At 39.7% G+C, this 21,202-nt stretch carries 22 protein-coding genes; 10 read left to right on the forward strand and 12 right to left on the reverse strand.

What is annotated here, in order from left to right:
* Position 1 precedes the first annotated feature (1 nt).
* Both SJY38_RS06685 and SJY38_RS06690 read right to left on the reverse strand, forming a co-directional pair.
* Entirely contained in the window at positions 2 to 820 is an 819-nt protein-coding gene (locus SJY38_RS06685; protein ID WP_248442368.1) for a M23 family metallopeptidase, read from the reverse strand.
* On the reverse strand, positions 813 to 1,670 hold the full coding sequence (locus tag SJY38_RS06690; protein ID WP_029772284.1) for a 6-carboxytetrahydropterin synthase: 858 nt from the start codon (positions 1,668 to 1,670) through the stop codon (positions 813 to 815). The genes SJY38_RS06685 and SJY38_RS06690 overlap by 8 nt, the downstream gene beginning before the upstream one ends.
* Before the next feature lie 204 nt (positions 1,671 to 1,874).
* Here SJY38_RS06690 and fabA point away from each other — a divergent pair, with 204 nt between their 5' ends.
* On the forward strand, positions 1,875 to 2,390 hold the full coding sequence (gene fabA, locus SJY38_RS06695; RefSeq protein ID WP_004586523.1) for a bifunctional 3-hydroxydecanoyl-ACP dehydratase/trans-2-decenoyl-ACP isomerase: 516 nt from the start codon (positions 1,875 to 1,877) through the stop codon (positions 2,388 to 2,390).
* A 70-nt stretch (positions 2,391 to 2,460) separates the two neighbouring features.
* Here the strand turns inward: fabA and rmf are convergent, their stop codons facing one another.
* A complete protein-coding gene (gene rmf, locus SJY38_RS06700) occupies positions 2,461 to 2,631 on the reverse strand; it encodes a ribosome modulation factor (protein ID WP_004586522.1) in 171 nt (56 codons plus the stop codon).
* Positions 2,632 to 3,241: 610 nt separating this feature from the next.
* Here rmf and SJY38_RS06705 point away from each other — a divergent pair.
* The 3 genes from SJY38_RS06705 (at position 3,242) to SJY38_RS06715 (ending at position 5,404) form a co-directional block, all read left to right on the forward strand.
* A complete protein-coding gene (locus SJY38_RS06705) occupies positions 3,242 to 3,874 on the forward strand; it encodes a TetR/AcrR family transcriptional regulator (protein WP_138685721.1) in 633 nt (210 codons plus the stop codon).
* A 50-nt stretch (positions 3,875 to 3,924) separates the two neighbouring features.
* The gene (locus tag SJY38_RS06710; protein WP_377109458.1) at positions 3,925 to 4,914 is read left to right on the forward strand and encodes an MDR family oxidoreductase; all 990 of its coding nucleotides are present in this window, start codon (positions 3,925 to 3,927) and stop codon (positions 4,912 to 4,914) included.
* Positions 4,915 to 4,987: 73 nt separating this feature from the next.
* A complete protein-coding gene (locus SJY38_RS06715; protein ID WP_004586518.1) occupies positions 4,988 to 5,404 on the forward strand; it encodes a VF530 family DNA-binding protein in 417 nt (138 codons plus the stop codon).
* A 254-nt stretch (positions 5,405 to 5,658) separates the two neighbouring features.
* Here SJY38_RS06715 and SJY38_RS06720 read toward each other — a convergent pair whose 3' ends face one another.
* On the reverse strand, positions 5,659 to 6,090 hold the full coding sequence (locus SJY38_RS06720) for a DUF3859 domain-containing protein (RefSeq protein WP_377109459.1): 432 nt from the start codon (positions 6,088 to 6,090) through the stop codon (positions 5,659 to 5,661).
* A 164-nt stretch (positions 6,091 to 6,254) separates the two neighbouring features.
* Here SJY38_RS06720 and SJY38_RS06725 point away from each other — a divergent pair, with 164 nt between their 5' ends.
* Positions 6,255 to 7,250, forward strand: coding sequence for a YHYH protein (locus SJY38_RS06725; RefSeq protein ID WP_377109460.1), 996 nt, complete (start codon positions 6,255 to 6,257; stop codon positions 7,248 to 7,250).
* Positions 7,251 to 7,273: 23 nt separating this feature from the next.
* On the forward strand, positions 7,274 to 7,798 hold the full coding sequence (locus tag SJY38_RS06730; RefSeq protein WP_377109461.1) for a hypothetical protein: 525 nt from the start codon (positions 7,274 to 7,276) through the stop codon (positions 7,796 to 7,798).
* Positions 7,799 to 7,853: 55 nt separating this feature from the next.
* Here SJY38_RS06730 and SJY38_RS06735 read toward each other — a convergent pair whose 3' ends face one another.
* Positions 7,854 to 9,671, reverse strand: a complete 1,818-nt coding sequence (locus SJY38_RS06735) for a serine/threonine protein kinase (RefSeq protein WP_273610827.1) — start codon at positions 9,669 to 9,671, stop codon at positions 7,854 to 7,856.
* 235 nt (positions 9,672 to 9,906) lie between these two features.
* Here SJY38_RS06735 and SJY38_RS06740 point away from each other — a divergent pair, with 235 nt between their 5' ends.
* Entirely contained in the window at positions 9,907 to 11,922 is a 2,016-nt protein-coding gene (locus SJY38_RS06740) for a TonB-dependent receptor (protein ID WP_377109462.1), read from the forward strand.
* 60 nt (positions 11,923 to 11,982) lie between these two features.
* Here SJY38_RS06740 and SJY38_RS06745 read toward each other — a convergent pair whose 3' ends face one another.
* Both SJY38_RS06745 and SJY38_RS06750 read right to left on the reverse strand, forming a co-directional pair.
* Positions 11,983 to 12,642 (reverse strand): NADPH-dependent FMN reductase, encoded by a 660-nt coding sequence (locus SJY38_RS06745; RefSeq protein ID WP_054982492.1) that lies wholly within the window; start codon positions 12,640 to 12,642, stop codon positions 11,983 to 11,985.
* Between the two features lie 162 nt (positions 12,643 to 12,804).
* Positions 12,805 to 13,605 carry a hypothetical protein gene (locus SJY38_RS06750; protein ID WP_377109463.1) on the reverse strand — a complete coding sequence of 267 codons (801 nt, stop codon included), beginning with the start codon at positions 13,603 to 13,605 and terminating at the stop codon, positions 12,805 to 12,807.
* Between the two features lie 429 nt (positions 13,606 to 14,034).
* Here SJY38_RS06750 and SJY38_RS06755 point away from each other — a divergent pair, with 429 nt between their 5' ends.
* Positions 14,035 to 15,234, forward strand: a complete 1,200-nt coding sequence (locus SJY38_RS06755) for an Nramp family divalent metal transporter (RefSeq protein ID WP_024032231.1) — start codon at positions 14,035 to 14,037, stop codon at positions 15,232 to 15,234.
* A gap of 13 nt (positions 15,235 to 15,247) precedes the next feature.
* On the opposite strand, the gene SJY38_RS06760 is transcribed toward SJY38_RS06755, so the two are convergent.
* The 4 genes from SJY38_RS06760 to SJY38_RS06775 all read right to left on the reverse strand — a co-directional run bounded on the left by SJY38_RS06760 (position 15,248) and on the right by SJY38_RS06775 (position 18,024).
* Positions 15,248 to 16,153, reverse strand: coding sequence for a cation diffusion facilitator family transporter (locus tag SJY38_RS06760; RefSeq protein ID WP_029772275.1), 906 nt, complete (start codon positions 16,151 to 16,153; stop codon positions 15,248 to 15,250).
* Positions 16,154 to 16,229: 76 nt separating this feature from the next.
* Positions 16,230 to 16,685 (reverse strand): hypothetical protein, encoded by a 456-nt coding sequence (locus SJY38_RS06765; protein ID WP_377109464.1) that lies wholly within the window; start codon positions 16,683 to 16,685, stop codon positions 16,230 to 16,232.
* A 17-nt stretch (positions 16,686 to 16,702) separates the two neighbouring features.
* Positions 16,703 to 16,939: a hypothetical protein gene (locus SJY38_RS06770; RefSeq protein ID WP_377109465.1), complete on the reverse strand. Its 237-nt coding sequence runs from the start codon at positions 16,937 to 16,939 to the stop codon at positions 16,703 to 16,705.
* Positions 16,940 to 17,010: 71 nt separating this feature from the next.
* Positions 17,011 to 18,024 carry a DUF5924 family protein gene (locus tag SJY38_RS06775; protein ID WP_377109466.1) on the reverse strand — a complete coding sequence of 338 codons (1,014 nt, stop codon included), beginning with the start codon at positions 18,022 to 18,024 and terminating at the stop codon, positions 17,011 to 17,013.
* Positions 18,025 to 18,579: 555 nt separating this feature from the next.
* Between SJY38_RS06775 and SJY38_RS06780 the strand changes: the two genes are divergently transcribed.
* Complete coding sequence (locus SJY38_RS06780; RefSeq protein ID WP_377109467.1) at positions 18,580 to 19,554, forward strand: DUF1852 domain-containing protein; 975 nt, start codon at positions 18,580 to 18,582, stop codon at positions 19,552 to 19,554.
* A 29-nt stretch (positions 19,555 to 19,583) separates the two neighbouring features.
* Entirely contained in the window at positions 19,584 to 20,615 is a 1,032-nt protein-coding gene (locus SJY38_RS06785; RefSeq protein ID WP_377109468.1) for a methionine synthase, read from the forward strand.
* 163 nt (positions 20,616 to 20,778) lie between these two features.
* Here the strand turns inward: SJY38_RS06785 and SJY38_RS06790 are convergent, their stop codons facing one another.
* Entirely contained in the window at positions 20,779 to 21,096 is a 318-nt protein-coding gene (locus SJY38_RS06790) for a hypothetical protein (RefSeq protein ID WP_377109469.1), read from the reverse strand.
* Positions 21,097 to 21,202: the final 106 nt, after the last annotated feature.

A 21,202-nucleotide genomic window follows, 5' to 3' on the forward strand; every position in this document is an offset into this window, starting at 1 on the left:
TCTACTTTTTATTAGCAAGCTTATCTTGCATCAATAATGCTGGGTCTAGGCGCTCGCCTTCCCAGTTAAAACGCCAATCAAGGTGTGGGCCTGTTACACGCCCTGTTGCACCTATTTCGGCAACTTTGTCGCCTTGGCTTATTGTATCGCCTACTTTTACATCTAATTTGCTTAAATGAATATATGTAGAGGTAACGCCATGGCCGTGGTCAATAATAAGCGTACCGCCAGAGTAGTATAAATCGGGGTCAGCAAACACCACGGTACCACTAATCGGAGCATAAACAGGCGAGCCGGTTTTATTGGCAATATCTAAACCAAAATGTGGGCGTCGCGGTTCGCCGTTAAAATAACGTTGGCTACCATAAACACCCGATATACGTCCTTGTGCAGGCTTTAATACCGGGTCTAAAAAGTACTGTAAATCAGAGTTAACCGCGCGCGCTTTACGTATTGCTTGCGCCTCACGGCTAATACGTGCGCTTACTTCTTTAGGGGGCGACACATACTTTTTAGCCACACCGGTAATTTTATCAATTTTATAATCACGTTTAGTGATCATTAAATCTTGCGTGTGTGTTTTACCGTTATTATCTACCCACGTAAGGGCGTGTTTTGCTTTCGCATCGCGACCAAAGCCAAACACAAAATCGCCAGAGTCTGATAACTTTAATGTTTTACCATCTAGCGATACCGACTTCACATTTTCAAGCTTACCTGTCACTAAGCCGCCCTGCGTTAGGTGCCCTTTTAGCTCAAGCGCTAATGCACTAAAGCTAGTTGTGGTTACAAGCGCTGTTGCTAAAAGAGTTTTAAGCATAACTAATCGATCCCTTTCCTACGCCTTCATAAGCGGTAATTTTTACGTCTTTGTCTGGGTATTCTGCCTTAACTTGCTCAGCAAGGTGTTGAGCAATACATTCTACCGTTGTATCAACAGGTAAAATGTCACAGCGTGACTCGCTAATCGCCATTTCAAAGTAACCTTGTGCAGCGGTGTAAGCAAAACACACATCATCGTTTTTAGCGCTTATGTGTTTTAATTCGCTTGCTGTGATTTGGTCTTCACGCGTGGCTAAGTAAATATCTTGCCATTTTTCTGCCCATTGCTTTTGTAAGCGTGGCATAGACATACCATCTAAACTAATTCCAATTTGCGAGCGATGGCCATGAATAATACGCTGACAGTTACCATCGTGCTTTTTAAGGCCATGGCTGTAATGGTAATAAAAACTTTGGCTGTGCTCTGGTTTAAGCGACAACTCAATTTTTTCAATGTTTCCTGGCAGTTTTGGTAAAATAGTGTCGATTAAAAATTCAGTCACTGATTCAACGCTAATTTCTGGTGCATCTATCATGCAATAAGCTTGATGCGGAGCACTCATGGCTAAATGGTGGTTATCACCAAATGTGCAATCGAGCGTTTTGTGCGAATCAAATTCTTGTACTGTGCCATTTAAACCTTTAGCAATTGCTAATTTGTGGTCTAAACAGTCGTCAATTATGCCTTTAATTTGCTTTTTAACTAAGCCAAAGTCTAACACCATAGACTCTTCATTTAGCTTGCCATGCAACGTTAAATCAACAATCCAGCTCTCGCCAACGGCGCCGCGTTTGTTACATAAGTAAGAAAAATCAATCACTGTTAGTGAGTTAACAAAAAGGATCATAAACTTCCTTTAAACTGGTTATAAGTCAGGGGTAATTATAATGATTTCTGATTGTAATTGCGCGGTTTTATAGTGCAAAAAGCAATCGCCACTACTGATTGGCGATAAATCACGCAAAAAAGTGTTTTTTTCAACTGCTCCGAGTTGTTTAGCGTACAAGTGTACGCTAAAGTACTTGGCAATTTCTAAGCGAAGATAAGTGTTATGGAACCTAAAAATAGCTATACAAAAGAAGATTTGATCCTATGTGGTCAAGGTGAAATGTTTGGTGAAGGTAACTGCCGTTTACCAAGCGACAACATGTTAATGATGGACCGTATTACTTCAATCACTGCTGATGGCGGCGAGCACGGTAAAGGCCAAATTGTAGCTGAGCTTGATATTGACCCAAGCCTATGGTTTTTCGATTGCCATTTTAAAGGTGACCCAGTTATGCCAGGTTGTTTAGGGCTAGATGCTATGTGGCAACTCGTTGGCTTTTTCTTAGGCTGGTCTGGTGGCCCTGGTTTAGGCCGTGCTTTAGGTGTGGGTGAAGTTAAATTTACCGGTCAAATTTTACCTACCGCTAAAAAAGTAACGTACCGCCTTGATATGAAACGTGTAATTAAGCGTAAATTATTTATGGGCATGGCTGATGGCACAGTTGAAGTAGATGGCCGCGTAATTTACGAAGCAAAAGATTTAAAAGTGGGCTTATTTCAAGACACAAGCGCATTCTAAAATTAGTAATGAATGTATGCAAAAAGGCCTCCAGTTGGAGGCCTTTTTACGTTAATTCTTATCTGATGAATTAGGTTTTATACATGTTTCGGTTTTCAATTGCTTCACGCCAACCGCCTAACCATTCGGACTTAGGATCGATTTGCTGATAAGGGCATAGCTCTTTTGAGCGCCCGGCTAAACCTGCTTTAAAACCTTGAGAATGAGCTCTTTCTAAACGATCTCTTTTTTGTCTCTTCATCGGTAATATCCTCACCTTTTTTAATTATAAATTTTGTAGCATTAGTGAAATCTACATTTAATGAATAGTTAATAAAAATGTTAAATTCAAATAGCAAAATTAATTAATTTATTTGACATTAACTAACATGCTGATGCAAAAATAATTTAACATTAATAAAAACACAGTGGTCGTACCACTTCATTTCTTACTGCTTCTTTAATTTACAATACGGCTATCTAACCGCTTAAATGCACTTAAGTGCTAAGGCGTGTTCTACTTTGCTGATTTAAATATATCCAGTAGAGCGATTAAATAACTGCTTAATGAAAGCACCTAATGGGCAGCATATAGTTGGTATTTATGGTGCATTATCGCCTTGTCTAAATTCCAAACACCACTGCAAATTTAACCAGCAAAAATCAACACGTCCTGTTTATCCGACACACCTTTTTTAGCTAAGTTCCAAACAAAAATGTAATCATGACAACTTTATTGCAATTTTCCCTTTTGTTTAAAAAACAGCTTTAACGATTTATTTTTAAACAATTGGTATTTATGCTTGATTAATTAAAGTCGATCGGTCTAATATAGGTTAACTTTAAAAAAAAGCTATTAGGGGTTACTTATAATGAACACTGCTCAGGCACCTGCACGGCGCGGAAGACCCCCTAAAATACCTCGCGAAAACGCCGATACCAAAGCGCACCTTATTAGGGTTGGCCTAGAAACCTTAACTGAATTTGGTTTTAGCGCAACTGGCCTTGATACCATTTTAAAAAAAGCCGGCGTGCCTAAAGGCTCGTTTTATCATTACTTTAAAAGTAAAGAAGCGTTTGGTATTGCCTTAGTAAATGCCTACGATGACTACTTTATTACTAAGCTCAAAAAATATTTAACCGATAGCAATACACCGCCCCTTGAGCGCTTAATTCACTTTACGCAAAGTGCCATTATGGGCATGCAAAAATACCAGTACAAACGCGGTTGTTTGGTCGGAAATTTAAATCAAGAGCTCAATCATTTAAGTGATGAATTTAAAATCCGGCTACTACAAAGCTACGTAGCATGGCAGCAGCAAGTGGAGCTGTGTTTAAATGAAGCACAGCAACAAGGCACGCTTGCTAAAACTGTTGATACGCAGCTTATGAGTGAATATTTTTGGATTGGCTGGGAAGGCGCCGTTATGCGCGCTAAACTTACCCAATCAAGTAAACCCCTTACGTTGTATACAGAAATGTTTTTACGCGCATTACTCACCTAATGCGCATTTTATTTAGCCATTAAAAACCGATCGGTCTAAAAGGATATGTTATGAGTAACTCAGTTAAAGCTATTGTAATTACGAAAGACGAAAACTACGCTGCGGCGCTTAGTGAAGTGCAGCAAAGTGACCTACCAGATCAAAACGTACAACTTGATGTACTTTACAGCACGCTCAATTACAAAGATGGGCTAGCCATAACTGGTAAAGGCCCTGTTGTGCGTAGTTTTCCTATGGTACCAGGCATCGATTTAGTGGGCACAGTAAGTGAAACAAGTACCGATGAATTTACTGTTGGCGATAATGTAATTCTAAATGGCTTTGGTGTGGGTGAAAAACACTGGGGCGGCCTTGCACAAAAGGCATCGCTTAATAGTGATTGGTTAATCCCCCTCCCTGCAACGCTTTCGCCAAAACAAGCAATGCAAATTGGCACCGCGGGCTACACAGCAATGCTGAGTGTTATTGCCCTTGAAAAACAAGGCATCACTCCAAGTGATGGCGAAATATTAGTGACCGGTGCAAACGGCGGTGTTGGCAGCTTTGCTATTTATTTATTAAATCAGCTAGGCTATAACGTAACCGCTGCAACAGGAAGAATGGAGCAAAGCGATTACTTAAAAGAGCTAGGTGCGTCACAAATCATTAGCCGCGATGAGCTTTCAACCCCAGGTAAACCACTTCAAAAAGAACGCTTTGCGGGTGCTATAGATTCGGTAGGCAGCCACACGCTTGCTAATATTTGTGCATCGCTTAAATACGGTGGTGTGGTTACTGCGTGTGGTTTAGCCCAAGGCATGGATTTACCCGCATCAGTAGCGCCCTTTATTTTACGTGGTGTATCTTTAATTGGTATAGACAGCGTTATGCGCCCTAAAAAAGACAGAGTAGAAGCATGGGACAGACTAGCAAGCTTAGTTAAAGCCGATTACCTTGATAAAATTTCAACCGAAATTACACTTGAAAAAGTAATCGAAAATGCCGAGCAACTTATGGAAGGTAAAATTCGCGGCCGCGTAGTTGTTAATTGCCAAAGTTAAGCAATTTTATCTATTAAAGCCTCGTTATTAAATTTATAATGGCATTTGTATTTTTATTAATGAGGCAACACCTATGAGCAACCAAGATCTTTACAGTAATAACCCACTGCAAGGCGTAAAATTAGAGCAAGTGGTTGAAGAACTGGTTGAGCAATATGGGTGGGAGCTACTACACGCTTATTTGCAATTAAACTGTTTTAAAAACAACCCAGATGTAAAATCGGCGGTTAAGTTTTTACGTAAAACACAATGGGCACAAGAAAAGGTAGATAACTTTTACCTATACCGCCTTAAAAACTTACCTAAACCCGACGATGTGCAATACGAATTACCGCCACGAGATAGAGTCATTCCTGCTGATCATAAACCGGGGGAGCCGTGCGAATTAAGTTTTAGTGATGCAAAGCGAATTATGGAAAAAAAGGCCACTAAACAACGCGCCAGGGCACGAAAACAACGCTCAAATGCAACTAACCCGTGGGGTAACTAAGTTAACCTCAACTCTGGATAATAAATCTATCTCTAGCAGCTATTTTCAGCGCTAACAGCGTTGAATTTACTTGCAATAGGCTAGCTATTGACGCGTAAATTCGCCTTGTTTTCACCGAAAACCGCTGGCTAGAGAATTAAGCTTAAAGATCATCATGATAAATTATGTTGGTATATCTCTTAACCAGAGTTCAGGTTAAGTTATATTTTTAAAGCCAATGTATATTGGCTTTTTTAGCTCTGCAGTTTTAGGGCTCAGTAACCTCGTTTACGCCAAAAATCATTAACAGAGCCTTGCTCTTCAAGTGCAACGTTAAATGTTTTATCGGCAATAATTTTATTATTTAGGGTGAGTGTCATTCGCCAATCACCTAATTTATTTTCAATAGGCTCCCACAGCGTATCACCTAAGTAAAACTGCCAGTCGTTCTCTTTAATGTATTCAACGCCTTCAAAGGGCGGCATTATTTCGCCATTACTGTCTGGTATATCGGGGTGATAAATACAAAAGTGAAGTTTTTCGCCTTTTGCTTTTTTGATATTAATTATTAAACCAAATTCAACATCAAGCTTGGCAATTACATGGGTAGTAAATTGCTCAATTTGTGGCAACGCTTTACTTTTGCTATCCCATGTAGAATAAATCCCACAACTTTGAATCGACACCTCAGGTTTTGATTTTGCCATTACACCATTCTTTACTTTAGGCTGTTAATGCACTGATTTTATAATACATGCAGCTTAAGTAAAATCACCTGATTAACAAACATACTCAATGTTGATTTATTTTTGCACATTGCTTGCACATTTAAGATCAAAAATAGCGTCAATTAGTACTTAATTGGCAGTGTATGATGAATCACTCTCTATGTAATAAAGTTAAACTATTAAAAATTTCGTTATTAAGCGCAGCAATTTCTTCTCTTGTTGCATGTGGCAGTGATGAGCAAAACCTAACAACCGCCACTGATGAAAGTACAAGTTCAAGCAGTGACAGCACAACAGCAACAAGTGGCACCAGCTCAACCGAGCAAGTGCTATGTGAATACAGTTACAATGAATACAACGACTCAACATCAGTTCAAACCACCAGTTCTGCTGATTGGGCATGCACAGGTACAACACGCGATGTAGTTGCTAATGGCATTCCCGATCATGATGTGGGCACGTTTCCTAACCCCGACAATCCAAACACCATTTCTGAGCAAACAGTGAGTGAGAGCTTTACGTTAACGCCTATACAAAGCGATACCGCAACCTTAATGGGTGGCCCTCGAGGCGTGTTAGGCATAGTACTAAATGGCGTTAAAATTGATGCCGGTACCGGCGGCAGTTGTGATAACTCTGGCGATAATTGCTCGCTTGGCGATAACAGTGGCAACTGGAGTATTGAAGCACTAAGCCAAGATACCTTTAGTTTTGGTACTGACGATAACAACGCACACGTACAGCCCGATGGCACATATCATTATCATGGCATGCCTGAGGGATTTATCTCCCTTAGAGGCGGCAACAGCTCAACAATGACCCTAATCGCATGGGCGGCTGATGGGTTTCCTATTTATGCGCGCTATGGCTATAGCACCGCGGATGATGCAAGTTCGTCACTTAAAGTGATGACAGGTAGCTACCAACATATTAGTACTGTGAGCGATAACCGCCCTTCTACCGATATTTATCCACTGGGAACTTTTGCACAAGATTGGGAGTATGTAGCTGGCTCTGGCGATTTAGATGAGTGTAACGGGCGCTTTGGTGTTACCCCTGAATTTCCACAAGGCATATACCATTACTATGCAACTGACACTTATCCGTTTTTTCAACGCTGTGTTAAAGGCGAGCTATAAATTTACTTATAGGCAAAGTGAGCATGATGAAATTACATAAAAAAGCACTGGTTGCGCTTATTTTAGTGGCCAACATTGTTATAGCACCGGTTGTTTATGCACATTTAATGGTGGCTCAACACGGAACATTAAACGTGATTGATAACCATGCCTTTATAGTACTCTCGCTACCTATTTCAGCATTTAATAACCTTGATGATGATTTAAATAAAAAAGTATCTATGGATGAATTTAACGCCCATAAAAAGCAAATCAGCAAAACTATAATGCGAGGGGTTTATTTAAACGATCATCATTATAAGTTTTCTTTAGAGGGCGTATTACTAAACCCTGAAGTGTCGCATACTGATACTAATAACATTGAGTACATAACGATTACGGGCCGATATACAGTGCCCAATATAAGCGCACAACTAAAATTAAACGTTAGGTTATTTAGTCAAAATTCTGATTTAAATAAGTACCACATTACTGCCACTAACAAACAGCAAAAAATGACTCATCAGTTTGACTTAACACCGCGTACTCCTTTTAGCACAGTGTTTTAAACTAACAATTAAGTAGCCAAGGGCAGACTTAAAATTAAGCTGCCCTTTTTTATTTTTACTGCGCTAATAATTTTGGATTTTTAGGAAAGAAATTCTCTGGTTGTTTTTCGCAAAGCGAAAATTCGCGAGTGTTTTTATAAGGAAGCTTCATAAATCCTGCTACCCCTACATCAGTAATGTTAACTGCATACTGCATTAATTTATTAAGTAACCGTTTAAACTCTACTTCTTTGCTTTCATCGAGTAAGCGATAGTAATGGTGTATTTTCATTCTATCTGGCAGGGCTTCAAATATAATACAGCCAGTATGATGAATTTGGTTTAACTCAAACACGCATCTAATCACTTTTTTAGGCAGTTGTAGCTGCTCATCAGGGTCTTTACCGTCTTCAAAGTAAGAATGTGGACGTGCAATTTCGTTTGCCTTCATACTGACAACTTCATAATCAAGCTCAGGGAGGTTATCAAACTTAAACGCCCCGGTTCCATCTCGCTCTAACTGAATGGTTTTACGCGCATCAAATAAACAACACTTAAATAAACCTTTTTGACTTATTGCTTGTGCAAGCATCACGGTATTATTAATGGCATCGGTAAAGGCTGTTTTTAAACTTTCATCATGCATAATAAGCGATGACTCAACAAACAACGACTCATCTTTCCAATGAAAACTCAATCCACCCACTACTGGGTATTTAGCTAGGCGGCTAATAGAGGCCAAAAAGGCTTTTTCGGTATCGCCGGTATCAAACAAAAACTCTTTATAGTAACGGTCTAATTGAGCATCGTTTACATCAAGCAATTGCTGATTATGATCGGCTTGTCGTAAAAACTGTTTGCGCGAGCTATATACTACGGTGTCGGGCTTATCACCTTTGCCAAACCAATACGGGATAGCAGGACGAGGCTCAGCTTTTTTAAGCTCAGGTAAATACGCCTTAGCCATTTTAGTAATGTTACGCATAAAGTAATCGCCTGCGCCATCGCGTATGGTTTTATTTTTAGACAGCATGCCATCAATTACATTGGCAAGCTCTTTGGGTAAGCCAAGCGAGCTTGCAGGAATGGCTTGCGCGCCAAAACGACACGACTGTGCGGAGGCAAGTGCATATAAAGTAGAAGCCACGCCTTGTTCATCAAAGCGTGGTGATGACTGCTCACCGGACATTTGCGCATCACCTATAAAATACACATCGCCCATTCTGGCATTAGTAGTGCTTAAATCTCCCGACATTAAATCCATAAAATTACTGGCTATAGGCTCACCCTTACTATCAACCTGTGCGTAAACAGAGCTTCCCCAATCAACTAAAGACAGCGCATCGCTTTGCTCATCCCATACTAAGTTAGAAGGTTTAATATCGCCATGCACTATAGGTTGAGGGGTTAAACCATTTTTATGATTACGCAGGTCAATTAATACATTACGCAGCCGCACCGCTAATTGCATAATATGGGCGGCACTAAAACGCCCTTTTTTTAGCGATACCTTTTCAAGGTCTTCTCCAATGGCGCGGGCCATCATTAAAATACCTTGCTTTTTTATACGCTCAAAAGCATAAAAGGTGGGCACTAGCGGGTTATTAATTTGCGAGAGCATATACGCTTCGTCTTCTAGGCGGTCGCGCACACTTTGGGCAAGCGTTATACGCGAGAACTTAAACACCCAAGGTAAGGCATTTTCGTCATTGCCAGCAAACACAAACCCAAACGCGCCTGAGCCAATCATCTCTACATTTTTATACCCAAGCGCACTCAGTTGTTTAATACAAATATTAAGCCATTGACGGTGTTTTTTGGCATCTCTATGCGACAGCAAATAAACAGATTGCTCTTCGTTAATATAAAAATTGCGAATTTCTTTGGCTTTCAATACAGGCTCTTTGTTTTATAGGTTAAATAGTGAGTTAGCCAGATGATTATTAGTGTTATATAGCCAGATTACAATACTCACCAAGTAGTTTTTACTCATACATAAAAAGCTAACTAGCTAAGTGTTTAATATGCGCTATTACACCTTGCTAACAAATGTTGCATCCAATCAATTAGCTAAGCCGTATTTAAACTATCTGCTTATTTTAGATAGTAAATACATAGGGATTTTAGCGATGAAGAGATTAGCCTTACTTACACTGAGCACGTTATTTAGCACTAGCAGCTACGCGAATATAGAGACCCTTACTGTTTATGGACATAGAGATGGTTTAATTGGCGAGTCTATCAGTGCCTCAAGCGGTATTATTGGTCAAGGAGAAATACAGCAGCGCCCCATGCTCAGAAGCGCCGAAATGTTAGAGCTTATTCCAGGCATGGCGGTTACACAACACAGTGGCTCGGGTAAGGCTAATCAATACTTTATTAGAGGCTTTAATTTAGATCATGGCACCGACTTTGCCACCAGCATTGAGGGCATGCCCATAAATATGCGAAGCCATGGACACGGGCAAGGTTATACCGATCTTAATTTTATTATTCCAGAAGCTATTTCAACTATAAATTACCAAAAAGGATCATACAGCGCTACACAAGGGGACTTTTCAAGTGCGGGGAGTGCGCAATTTAATTTAGCTAATAACTTAAAGCACAAGCAAATAGAGCTAAGCATTGGTGAAGATAACTATAAACGTGCAGTTGTGCTTAGTGCGGTTGATGTATCTAATGCCAAGTTAATAGCAGCAGCTGAGTGGCAAGGCTACGATGGCCCATGGGATGATATAAACGAAAACGTAAATAAGAAAAATGCCCTACTTCGTTATGTTGGCAAAGCTTTAAATAGAGATTTATCTATTACAGCAATGGCCTACGACAATACATGGCAATCAGCCGATCAAATTCCACAGCGCGCAGTGTCACAAAATATAACGTCACCCTTAGGGTCGCTTGATACCACCCTTGGGGGGAGTTCGAGTCGCTATAGCCTATCAAGTGTTTGGCAAGGCAAGCATATAAAAACCAGTATTTATGCCATAAATTATGATTTAACGCTGTTTTCTAACTTTAGCTATTTTTTAAACGACCCTATAAATGGCGATCAGTTTAACCAACAAGATAGCCGCACTATTTATGGTGGTGAGCTAAGTTATCAATTTGACTCCCTTACTGCTGGTTTAAATATGCAGCACACAGCAGGGCTTGAGGTTCGCCATGACGATATAGACAAGGTAGGACTTTATAACACTAAAGCGCGAGAAAGACTCAATACAATAAGACAAGATGCAATAAAACAAACAAGCTATTCGAGTTATTGGCAAACAAAAATACTTTTCACACCTAAATTAGAGGCCACTGCAGGCGTGCGGTACGACTATTTTGATACCGATGTAAGCAGTATTACACGGGTAAACTCGGGAAAAGCAAACGATGACTTAGTAAGCTTTAAAGGCAGTTTAAATTATAAACTTACTGATTTGTTAGTCGCTTATGCAAACTGGGGGCAGTCTTTTCATTCAAACGATGCCCGCGGCACTACCATTAATATTGACCCTGTTAGCCAACAAAATGCCGAAAAAGTAGATTTACTGGTAAAAAGTGAAGGTGCTGAACTAGGCCTGCGTTTTGCCGATGATCAAAACGTTAATTTATCAGCCGCTTTATGGTGGCTTACACTCGACTCAGAGCTTTTATTTGTAGGTGATGCGGGTAATACAGAGCCCAGTGATGCATCAAAACGTTATGGTCTAGAGCTAAGCGCGTATTACTGGATTAATGAACGCTTTAGCCTAGACATGGAAGCCTCGTTTACTCATTCAAGATTAAATATAAACTCTGACAAGAACTATATAGAAGGCGCAGTACCTGTTGTTGCAAGTGCAGGTTTAAATTGGCATATAAGTCAAATGTGGCAATCATCATTTAGAGTACGCCACATAGGTAAACGTACGCTTTCTGACTCTGGTGATATTCGCTCTGAACCATTAACGGTAGTTAATAGTGCTATTAGCTATAAACAAACTCACTGGAAAGTCGATTTTGAACTACTGAATTTATTTGATAGTAACGATCACGATATAGATTACTACTACGCTTCGCGCTTACCGGGCGAGCCTGCACAAGGTGTAGAAGATAACCACTTTCATCCTATTGAGCCTCGCACAGCCCGCTTATCAATTAGCTTATTGTTTTAATCGAGCAAAACACTGTATATAAAAACAGCACACATATAAAAGCGCACCTTAATACATTTTTTAAGGTGCATTTCGCTGAGATGGCGCTGTTTTAAAACTTTTTAACATAGCGTGGGGATCTACGTTTTTACTATGTTGGCTGCTCGCCTGTGCCCACCACATCAGTTGGCTAAAAGTACGCGAATAATAATTAAACCACGATTTTTCTTCTTCGCCCTCTTGCATTGAACCATCGCTATTTAGCACCTCTTGCGCCTTTGGTACATGAACCATTGCAGAGACTGGCAAACACCCAAGTTCTGATAAAAAGGTACGTAAACTAATTGCCGCACGTAACCCTCCCCATTGCCCTGCCGAATAGGTGACAATAGCGCTTGGCTTGTACGAAAACAACGAGCTGCCAAAATGGTTTAGCAAATCAGCTAATGCCGGGCTCATACTATGATTGTACTCTGGGCTTACCATTATATAGCCATCTGCTTGGGTAATTTTATCTGCTAAGGCTGTTAAATGTGCTGGAGCTTGGCTTTTTGCATAGGCAAAATGAGGTTTAAATACATCCTCTGAAGGAAAGTCGAGCGCGTCTATAAGCTCAAACTCGTGCTCGCTGTAGCGCTGGTTTAAACATTTGAGGCATGACTCAGCTACTCGCTCTCCTAATCGTGCTGGCTTAGGGGGTGTGCTATCTCGAACGGTGCCTAAAAAAACTAAAAATTTCATAAAAGCCTCCTTAATTGAGTGTTGTACCCACTATACCTTAAACCTAAAACATATTAAAAATGCGAGACTTTTATTTGTTTGCACAATTTTTAGCACTCTAAACAAAAATTAATAAGGGTGGCACCCATCACTTACGCTTTAATGCTAACGCCTAATCTCCACTTAATTAAATTGATAACTAACACCAAGTCCTGCCCAAAATAAGGAGCGTAAATGCTCATCACCGCTATAGTGTGCAGCATCTTTGTTTATTGCAACGCTGTAACTGGCATAGCCAGATAGCATGACATTATTTAATAGTTGATAAGATAAATTAGCAGCAAGTTTTACGTTATTAAGGCCATTGTGGCCATCACTTACATAACCACTATTAAAACCCGCCGCAGTTTGCAGCTCCAATCGCATTAAATCACTAAATGCATACTCTTTTGTAATTGCCAGCTCTATAAAAGAGCCGCTGAGCGATAACGAGTGGTAAATACTCGCCATTGCATGTATATCCCAATCATATGCATAGCTTATATCTAGGCTAAGCTCATTATCATGGGAATTTACTCCTTCCTCGCGTGCTTTTATATGGTTGTAACCTGCATACAAAGTTAGGTGCTCTGCAAGCTCAGTCGAATAAATCGCATTTAAATTTAGCTCATCGTAGTCATTATCAGTGTCTGTTGCTAACCAAGGGATAAACGTAAAGTCATTGTAATTTATTTCGCCCGCAATAGAGGCTAAAGCGCTACCGGGCAAGTTATCGCGCCCTTCTGTCACATAATGGCTTTCCCATAAAGGATGAATATGAAAATTTAATTTTTCATTTTCGTGGTCAGTGTGTGCAACGCTTTTTATATTACCCCCTACACCTACCTCAAGCTCGTGTGGCGATTCATTCGCAGCGCTTTTACTAGTACCTAAAGCCAGCGACATAATGCAGAGCAAGTGAGAGATTTTTAAATTAGTTTTCATTAAAAGGTCCAAAACCAAAAAGTTGCGCATAATAGTGCTATTTAACGAAGCTCAGCAATAAAAAGATGCCTTTTTAAACAATTTATTTAAAAAATGGCTCATATCATTAAAAAACTAAGTAACTTGCTCATTTTACAATCTATAAGGTAGGATAAAAATGAGAAACCAACAATGCACATGGCTGATTTATAAATATAACTCTCGCATACTGTGCAATTAACAAGCAGGTAATCGTTTGGCTCTTTAAATCTATATATAAGTTGGTATCCTACGCGGCTTTTTGATAATCATATTAAAATAATTACCCAGAGTTTAAGGTTAATTAGCCAAGGTGGGGCTCTCGCTGCATGGCACGTAAAGTGGCAGCAATCTAGGTTCAACGTAATAAAACGTTGTTCTAAATTTAAAAGCAAATATTAAGGTAACAGTATGCGATTTGGCCCAGGATTACTTGTAACAGCCGCATTTATTGGCCCCGGAACAATCACAACGGCAAGTGTTGCCGGTGCAAACTTTGGGTTTGCATTAATTTGGACATTACTATTTTCGGTTATTGCCACTATTTTGTTGCAGTCTATGGCTGCTCGATTAGGAGTAGCAACAGGGCAAGATTTAGCACAAGCGTTACGTGCACACATTAAAACCCCTTATCTTAAAGCGCTTGCTAGTTTTTTAGTAATAAGTGCAATTGGTGTGGGTAGCGCTGCATATGAAGCCGGAAATCTCAGTGGTGCAAGTATGGGGTTGGTTGGTATTTTCCCAGGGGTAAGTGCACAAATCTGGACGCCGTTAATTGCTGTATGTAGCGCTATTCTTTTATACAGTGGTAAGCACAAAGTGGTAGAAAATGCATTAATACTGCTGGTGATCCTTATGAGCCTTGTATTTATATCTACCCTAATTATGGCTGCGCCACCAATGGCTAAAGTCCTCGCTGGGTTTATACCTACAATGCCAAGTGGCTCAATTACAACGGTATTGGCCCTCATTGGCACAACCATTGTACCGTATAACTTATTTTTGCACTCTGGAGTTTTAGCAGCGCAAGATCATTCTAAAAGTGATAAAGACACTGTTATTAAACAAACTAACTTAGATACAGGTTTATCAATTACGCTCGGTGGGGTGATCACCCTTGCCATTTTATCAACCGCGTCTGTTGCCTTTTATGGCACCGATGCCGGTAAAATTAGTGCAGCAAATATGGCCGTGCAACTTGAGCCATTACTTGGCGAAGCAGCGCATTACTTTTTTGCTATTGGCTTATTTGCCGCAGGATTAACAAGCGCAATAACAGCCCCATTAGCAGGCGCGTATGCGGTATGTGGCATGCTTGGTTGGTCAAGCGAAATGAGTAACACCCGTTTTAAAACAGTCGCCATTACTATTTTAGCTTTTGGTGCATTTGTGGCCTCACTGGGGCTTGACCCTGTTGCAGTAATTATATTTGCACAAGCTGCAAATGGATTACTACTGCCCATCATTACCGCGTACTTGGTGTGGTTAGTGAATCAAAAATCAGTCATGGGAAAATACACCAACTCAACACTTTTAAATGTGGTTATATTACCCGTGCTACTACTCATTTTTTCGTTAAGTTGTTACAAGCTATCTGGGTTAATTTTTTAAAACCAATTAACGTTTAACCATGAGCATGCCCATGGTTAAACATACAACCTGCGCTGCCTTGGCTGCTTTCAACTTGAATGGTGGCGTGTTCAATGTCAAAGTGGTCATGTAAATGGTGCTGTACTTCAATTAAAAAGTCGTTATTTAATGCGTTGTTGTCAGTTACTAAGTGAACAATAAGCGCAGACTCTGTGGTACTTAGTGGCCACACATGTAGCCCATGCACACCTGTTACATGCTCAATGCTTAAAAAATACTGCTTTAGTTTTTCTATACTAATATTTTTGGGTACGGCGTCTGTGGCGTAATTGAGCGAGTCTTTAAATAATCCCCATGTGCCAATAAACACAATCACTACAATACTCAAACTTACAACAGGGTCTACCCACTGCCAGTTTTTAAATAAAATAACAATGCCGGCAATTACCACACCTAAAGACACCGCAGCATCGGCCGCCATATGTAAAAAAGCACCTCTAATATTTAAATCGTGCTTTTGCCCTTGCACAAACAACAACGCAGTTAATGTGTTAATTACTACACCAATAAGCGAAACCACTATAACCGTCATGCCTGTAACCGGCTGAGGGTTTTCAAAACGTTCTATGGCATGCCAAGCTATGCTAGCAAGGGCAGCCATAAGTAAAACAGAGCTCATTAAAGACGCTAACACCGTTGATTTTTTATAGCCAAAGGTGCGCTTGTCGGTAGCTGCTTTACTTGCCAAAACATTTGCCCCCCACGCAAGTAATAAACTAACCACGTCGCTTAGGTTATGCCCTGCGTCGGCTAAAAGCGCGAGGGAGTTGGCAAAAAAACCGTACCCTGCTTCTATCACGACAAATATAAGATTGAGTAAAACGCCTATAGCAAACGCGCGATTATAGTGACTAATATGATGGCTGTGATCGTGACTCATGTTGCTCCTTACATAGTAAATAACTTGATTAACCTGAGCTGTGAAAAATCTATTTTTAGCGCTCGCTGTGTTTAATTTATACAGTTAATGAGGTATGTGTTCGGAAAAGTTTAAGCGTACCTAATAAATAAAACAGCCCATAAATACTGCATACAATTGAGCTTACAATCCAAAATACAATGGAGTTGTGATGAATTAACTGACTGGTTGTTACAAAAGGAGCGATTAATCCTGCTATCCCCCTTAGTATATAAACGCCTGTTATTAATACCAAAGCCGTTTTTAATAAAGGCAGCTTTAAAATAACACCCGCACCAGAGAGCGCATACATGCCCCATATAGCAAGTATGGCTGATATAATTAAAGTAACAAAGGTAGGATACGTACTTCCCTGCTCAGCCAACTGCGCCATGTGCTCACCAGCACCAAAAAAGCGATACCAATCAGGGCCGCCAAAAATACAGGCAATATGTAAAAGTGACGCTATAAAACTTAAAACCCCCGCTATAACCAATAGCTTATTAAACTTCATATACTTATAAACCTAAGTTATTGGCTTATGTAAGCAACAAAACCAATTAACGCTGCGTAAAAGCTAAAGCCAAGTAAACATATTAGGTAAACGTTTTTAGCTTTATTTGCCTTAAAGCTCATGTAATCTTTAATGTCAGCTTTAAACTTACCAAAGGTGAATACGTTTAAAATTGCACAGCCGGTAGAGTACAAAATAAACCCTAAAATGGTTTCTATCATTAGCCACATAACAATATCTAAAGCAATGCTCATAACACTCATCCATTAAGTAATGTAAAAACAGCGTATCAAATCTATAGTTGATTATCAGCGAATTTATAGCGTTAAGGTGTAACAATAAATTTCGTAAGCCCTATTAATTGCCCCGACTCAGTTACCACTTTTACTTGCCACTTACCTTTAGCATTATGCGGAAAATTTACTTTATGAGTCCATGCTCTGTAGCCTTGTTTTCGCCCGCCATTAATATTGAGCGTAATTCTGTCGACCTCTTTTTTATTGTGTATCCATACATGAAATATTTTTTCGTTTAGACCTCTTGGCGCTTTTACTGCGGTCCATGTGTATAACCCTTCATGATGAAGTGTATATAAATCAAGAGTATCTATACTTCCTAGTGGTTTTTTATGCTCAACATCTACTTTGTGTGCCAAGGTAATATCGGTTAAACGCAGAGCTGCTGGCGGTACAAAGCTGCGAAGCTGCCAAACCCCGGCGCTTATTACACATAAAATTAAAACTAAAATAGGAAAACGCCACCAGCGCGCATCAGGCATTAAGTTTGTTAAGCTAGGTAAAGTAATAAGCACTGAGGTTACAAGCGCAATTGCTAAGCTTTGGCTCGTAGTTAGGTTTAATAAAATAGGTAACGTAACAAGCAAAACCACAAATAATGCAAAGTTATGAAATACTGTAAACAGCGTGCGGTTTTTAGCTAACTTTTTATAGTAAAATGGATCTATTACCGATATGAAGGCACATATAATAATCAGCGATGTGAATAGCGCTTGTGGGTGATCCCACTGGGTAACCGCTAAAAAAAACGGTAACGCAAAAAATAGGCTTTCTTGTTGCACCATTTGCAGTGCAAAGCGCATTACATTAGGAGATACGGCTACCCCAAAGCGCTCTTGTACTTTATCGCGTAGCCAGTTGTCGATGATCAACCAAAACCAGCTCACCAGTAAAACAATGGCAATAACCTGCGAGAAAGACTCTTTTCTATCAACCATTACATAGCTTGCAACACCTGAGCAAAACGCCAATACAGCCAATAGCCCTGGTCGCTTTTGCATTGCCACTATAAATTGAGTAATGAGATTTTTTAGTTTGTTCATTTATTTTAGTGTCCGTACATAATGTACTTTATTATTATCAAGTTAGCTAAATCAGTGTAACTAAGCGTAGATGAACAACACATAGATGCCTGCAGGTATTATTGTTAGTTGTTGCATTAAAACCACTCCCTTTTAACCGCTTTCTTAATTAATAAGTGCCTATAACTCGCCGTAAAACTACAGTAATTTTTAAAACTGTAACTTTAAGCGTTAATTAAAATAAGGGTTACAGCCGTGCCTGAATTTTATTAATGCTTAACGTGAATTTACCACAACAAACACATCTAGACGTCTAAACACCTATATATTATACGCTGCACTATTTTTTTACATGCCTAAAAACAGGTTTATGTTCTCTCAGTAACACATTTAATTTATATAAATGAATCAAACTCATGTTTTATGTGAAATTAAACCGTTTTTATTAAAGCACCAATCAACGTATAAATTATCTATCGGCCAGCGCTTATAAGCATTAAGCCTGTTTATTACAGAACCACCCTTTGAGCACGCTAAAGGCTCAGGTTTTAAATATACAATATGGATAGAGTCACCATGAGTAAAAACATTACATTTAATATTAAAAGTCAGCGCCTTGATGAAAACTACCAACCCGCTGAAAACACCCGTATTACCACTAATTTTGCAAACTTAGCACGAGGCGAACACCGCCAACAAAACTTAAGAAAAGCGCTAAATATGATCAACAACCGCTTTAACACCCTTGCTAATTGGGATAACCCAACCGCTGAGCGCTACAGCGTAGAGCTTGAGATTATTTCTGTAGATATTGGTTTAGATGAAAACAGCCAAAGCTTTCCTTCTATAGAAATATTAAAAACGAATATTATTGATACCAAAACAAACAAGCGCATAGAAGGTATTGTTGGTAATAACTTTTCATCGTACGTTCGCGACTACGACTTTAGCGTGTTACTGCAGCAACATAATAAAAATAAACCACAATTTAGTATTCCCGATAATTTTGGTGAGCTGCATGGTAAGTTATTTCAATCGTTTGTAAGCTCAAACACCTATAAGCAACACTTTAAAAAGCCACCGGTTATATGCCTCAGTGTGTCAGATAACAAAACCTATCATCGCACTGCCAACCAGCACCCTATTTTAGGTATTGAATACCAACCAAACGAATCTTCGTTAACAGAGCAATACTTTAAAAAAATGGGCCTACAGGTGCGTTACTTTATGCCTGCAAATAGTACCGCACCTTTTGCCTTGTTTTTCTTTGGTGACTTACTAAACGATTACACCAACCTTGAGCTAATAAGCACCATTAGCACAATGGAAACCTTTCAAAAAATTTATCGCCCAGAAATTTATAACGCCAATGCCAAAGCGGGTAACGCCTTTAAGCCTAATTTAAAAAATGCTGACCACTCACTCACGCAAATTATTTACGACAGAGATGAGCGCAGTAAATTAGCCGCAGAACAAGGCAAGTTTGCTGAAGAGCATTTTATAAAACCGTATAAATCAGTGCTTGAGCAATTTACATCAGCAAACGTCTAACCTTATTTTAATAAAGGGTCACTCTTATTATGAAAACATTATTACCTACATCTACAGCAGGCAGTTTACCAAAGCCCTTATGGCTTGCAGAGCCAGAAACACTTTGGTCGCCGTGGAAGCTTCAAAACAACGAACTTATTGAAGGCAAAAAAGACGCCCTGTGCATTGCACTTCACTCACAACAACTCGCTGGTATTGACATAGTGAGCGATGGCGAGCAAACACGCCAACATTTTGTAACTACATTTATAGAGCACCTTAACGGTGTTGATTTTGAAAAACGAAAAACGGTAAAAATACGCGACCGTTACGATGCAAGTGTACCAAGCGTAGTGGGCCCTGTTAGCCGCCAAAAACCTGTATTTGTAGAAGACGCTAAGTTTTTGCGCTCGCAAACTAACCAACCTATAAAGTGGGCACTACCCGGTCCAATGACCATGATAGATACACTTTATGACGACCACTACAAAAGCCGCGAAAAACTAGCCTGGGAATTTGCCAAAATACTCAACCAAGAGGCCAAAGAGCTAGAAGCCGCAGGCGTAGATATTATCCAATTTGATGAGCCCGCGTTTAATGTATTTTTTGATGAAGTAAACAATTGGGGCATTGCCTGTTTAGAGCGCGCAATTGAAGGGTTAAAATGCGAAACTGCTGTGCATATTTGTTATGGCTACGGCATTAAAGCCAACACCGATTGGAAAAAAACACTTGGCAATGAATGGCGCCAGTACGAAGAAGCTTTTCCTAAATTACAGCAATCAAATATTGATATTATCTCACTTGAGTGTCACAACTCACAAGTACCTATGGACTTACTTGAACTGATCAGAGGTAAAAAAGTAATGGTAGGCGCTATTGATGTTGCCTCCAATGAAATAGAAACACCTGAAGAAGTAGCCGCTACTTTACGCAAAGCCCTACAGTTTGTAGATGCCGACAAACTCTACCCCTGTACCAACTGCGGCATGGCCCCGCTTTCGCGCGAAGTTGCGAACGCTAAGCTTAATGCATTGAGTAAAGGCGCGGAAATAGTAAGAAAAGAGCTATTAGTGCAGTAAAGCTTGCTTTAAAAACTAGCTATGTAATTAAAACCTGCGCACTTATTTTAAAATTAAGTGCGCTAATACGTATAGCTACTAATACGTATAGCTACAAAGGGGATTGCAAGCTCAAGCGTATGTTTAGCAAAGTTGATTCAGGGTGCTAATTAGCTTTACTAAATTAAATTAAAATTTGTATGTAAAATATTATCATTGCAACAGTAATAAACGTAAGAACTCCAATAACCACAGTCCGCTCAGGAATAGAATGAACTATCAGTGATGGCATTTTTTTTAAAACAGGAAAAGTTGGAAAAAAGAAAACTGAATGCTTTTCAAAATTTTTATATTTATCCCACACCTTTGAGAAAAACAGCTTGATACCTGAGAGATACATCAATACAAAGGTTGAAGCCCCAAGCACTTCTAGCATGGCCATAAGTTCAATACTTACCACTATTTCTGGCCCAGCTAACAGCATGACTAAGATTAACGCCAAAGCGTGCTAAACCCCCTTTGACATCGCTATTTTTATCCTATCAAACACCAAATTTTCCTTGTAAAGCTAACGAGCAGTGACGTAGCTGCATAATTGCGAAGAGCCG

This window comes from Pseudoalteromonas sp. R86517 (assembly GCF_042466295.1).
GTDB lineage: Bacteria > Pseudomonadota > Gammaproteobacteria > Enterobacterales > Alteromonadaceae > Pseudoalteromonas > Pseudoalteromonas atlantica.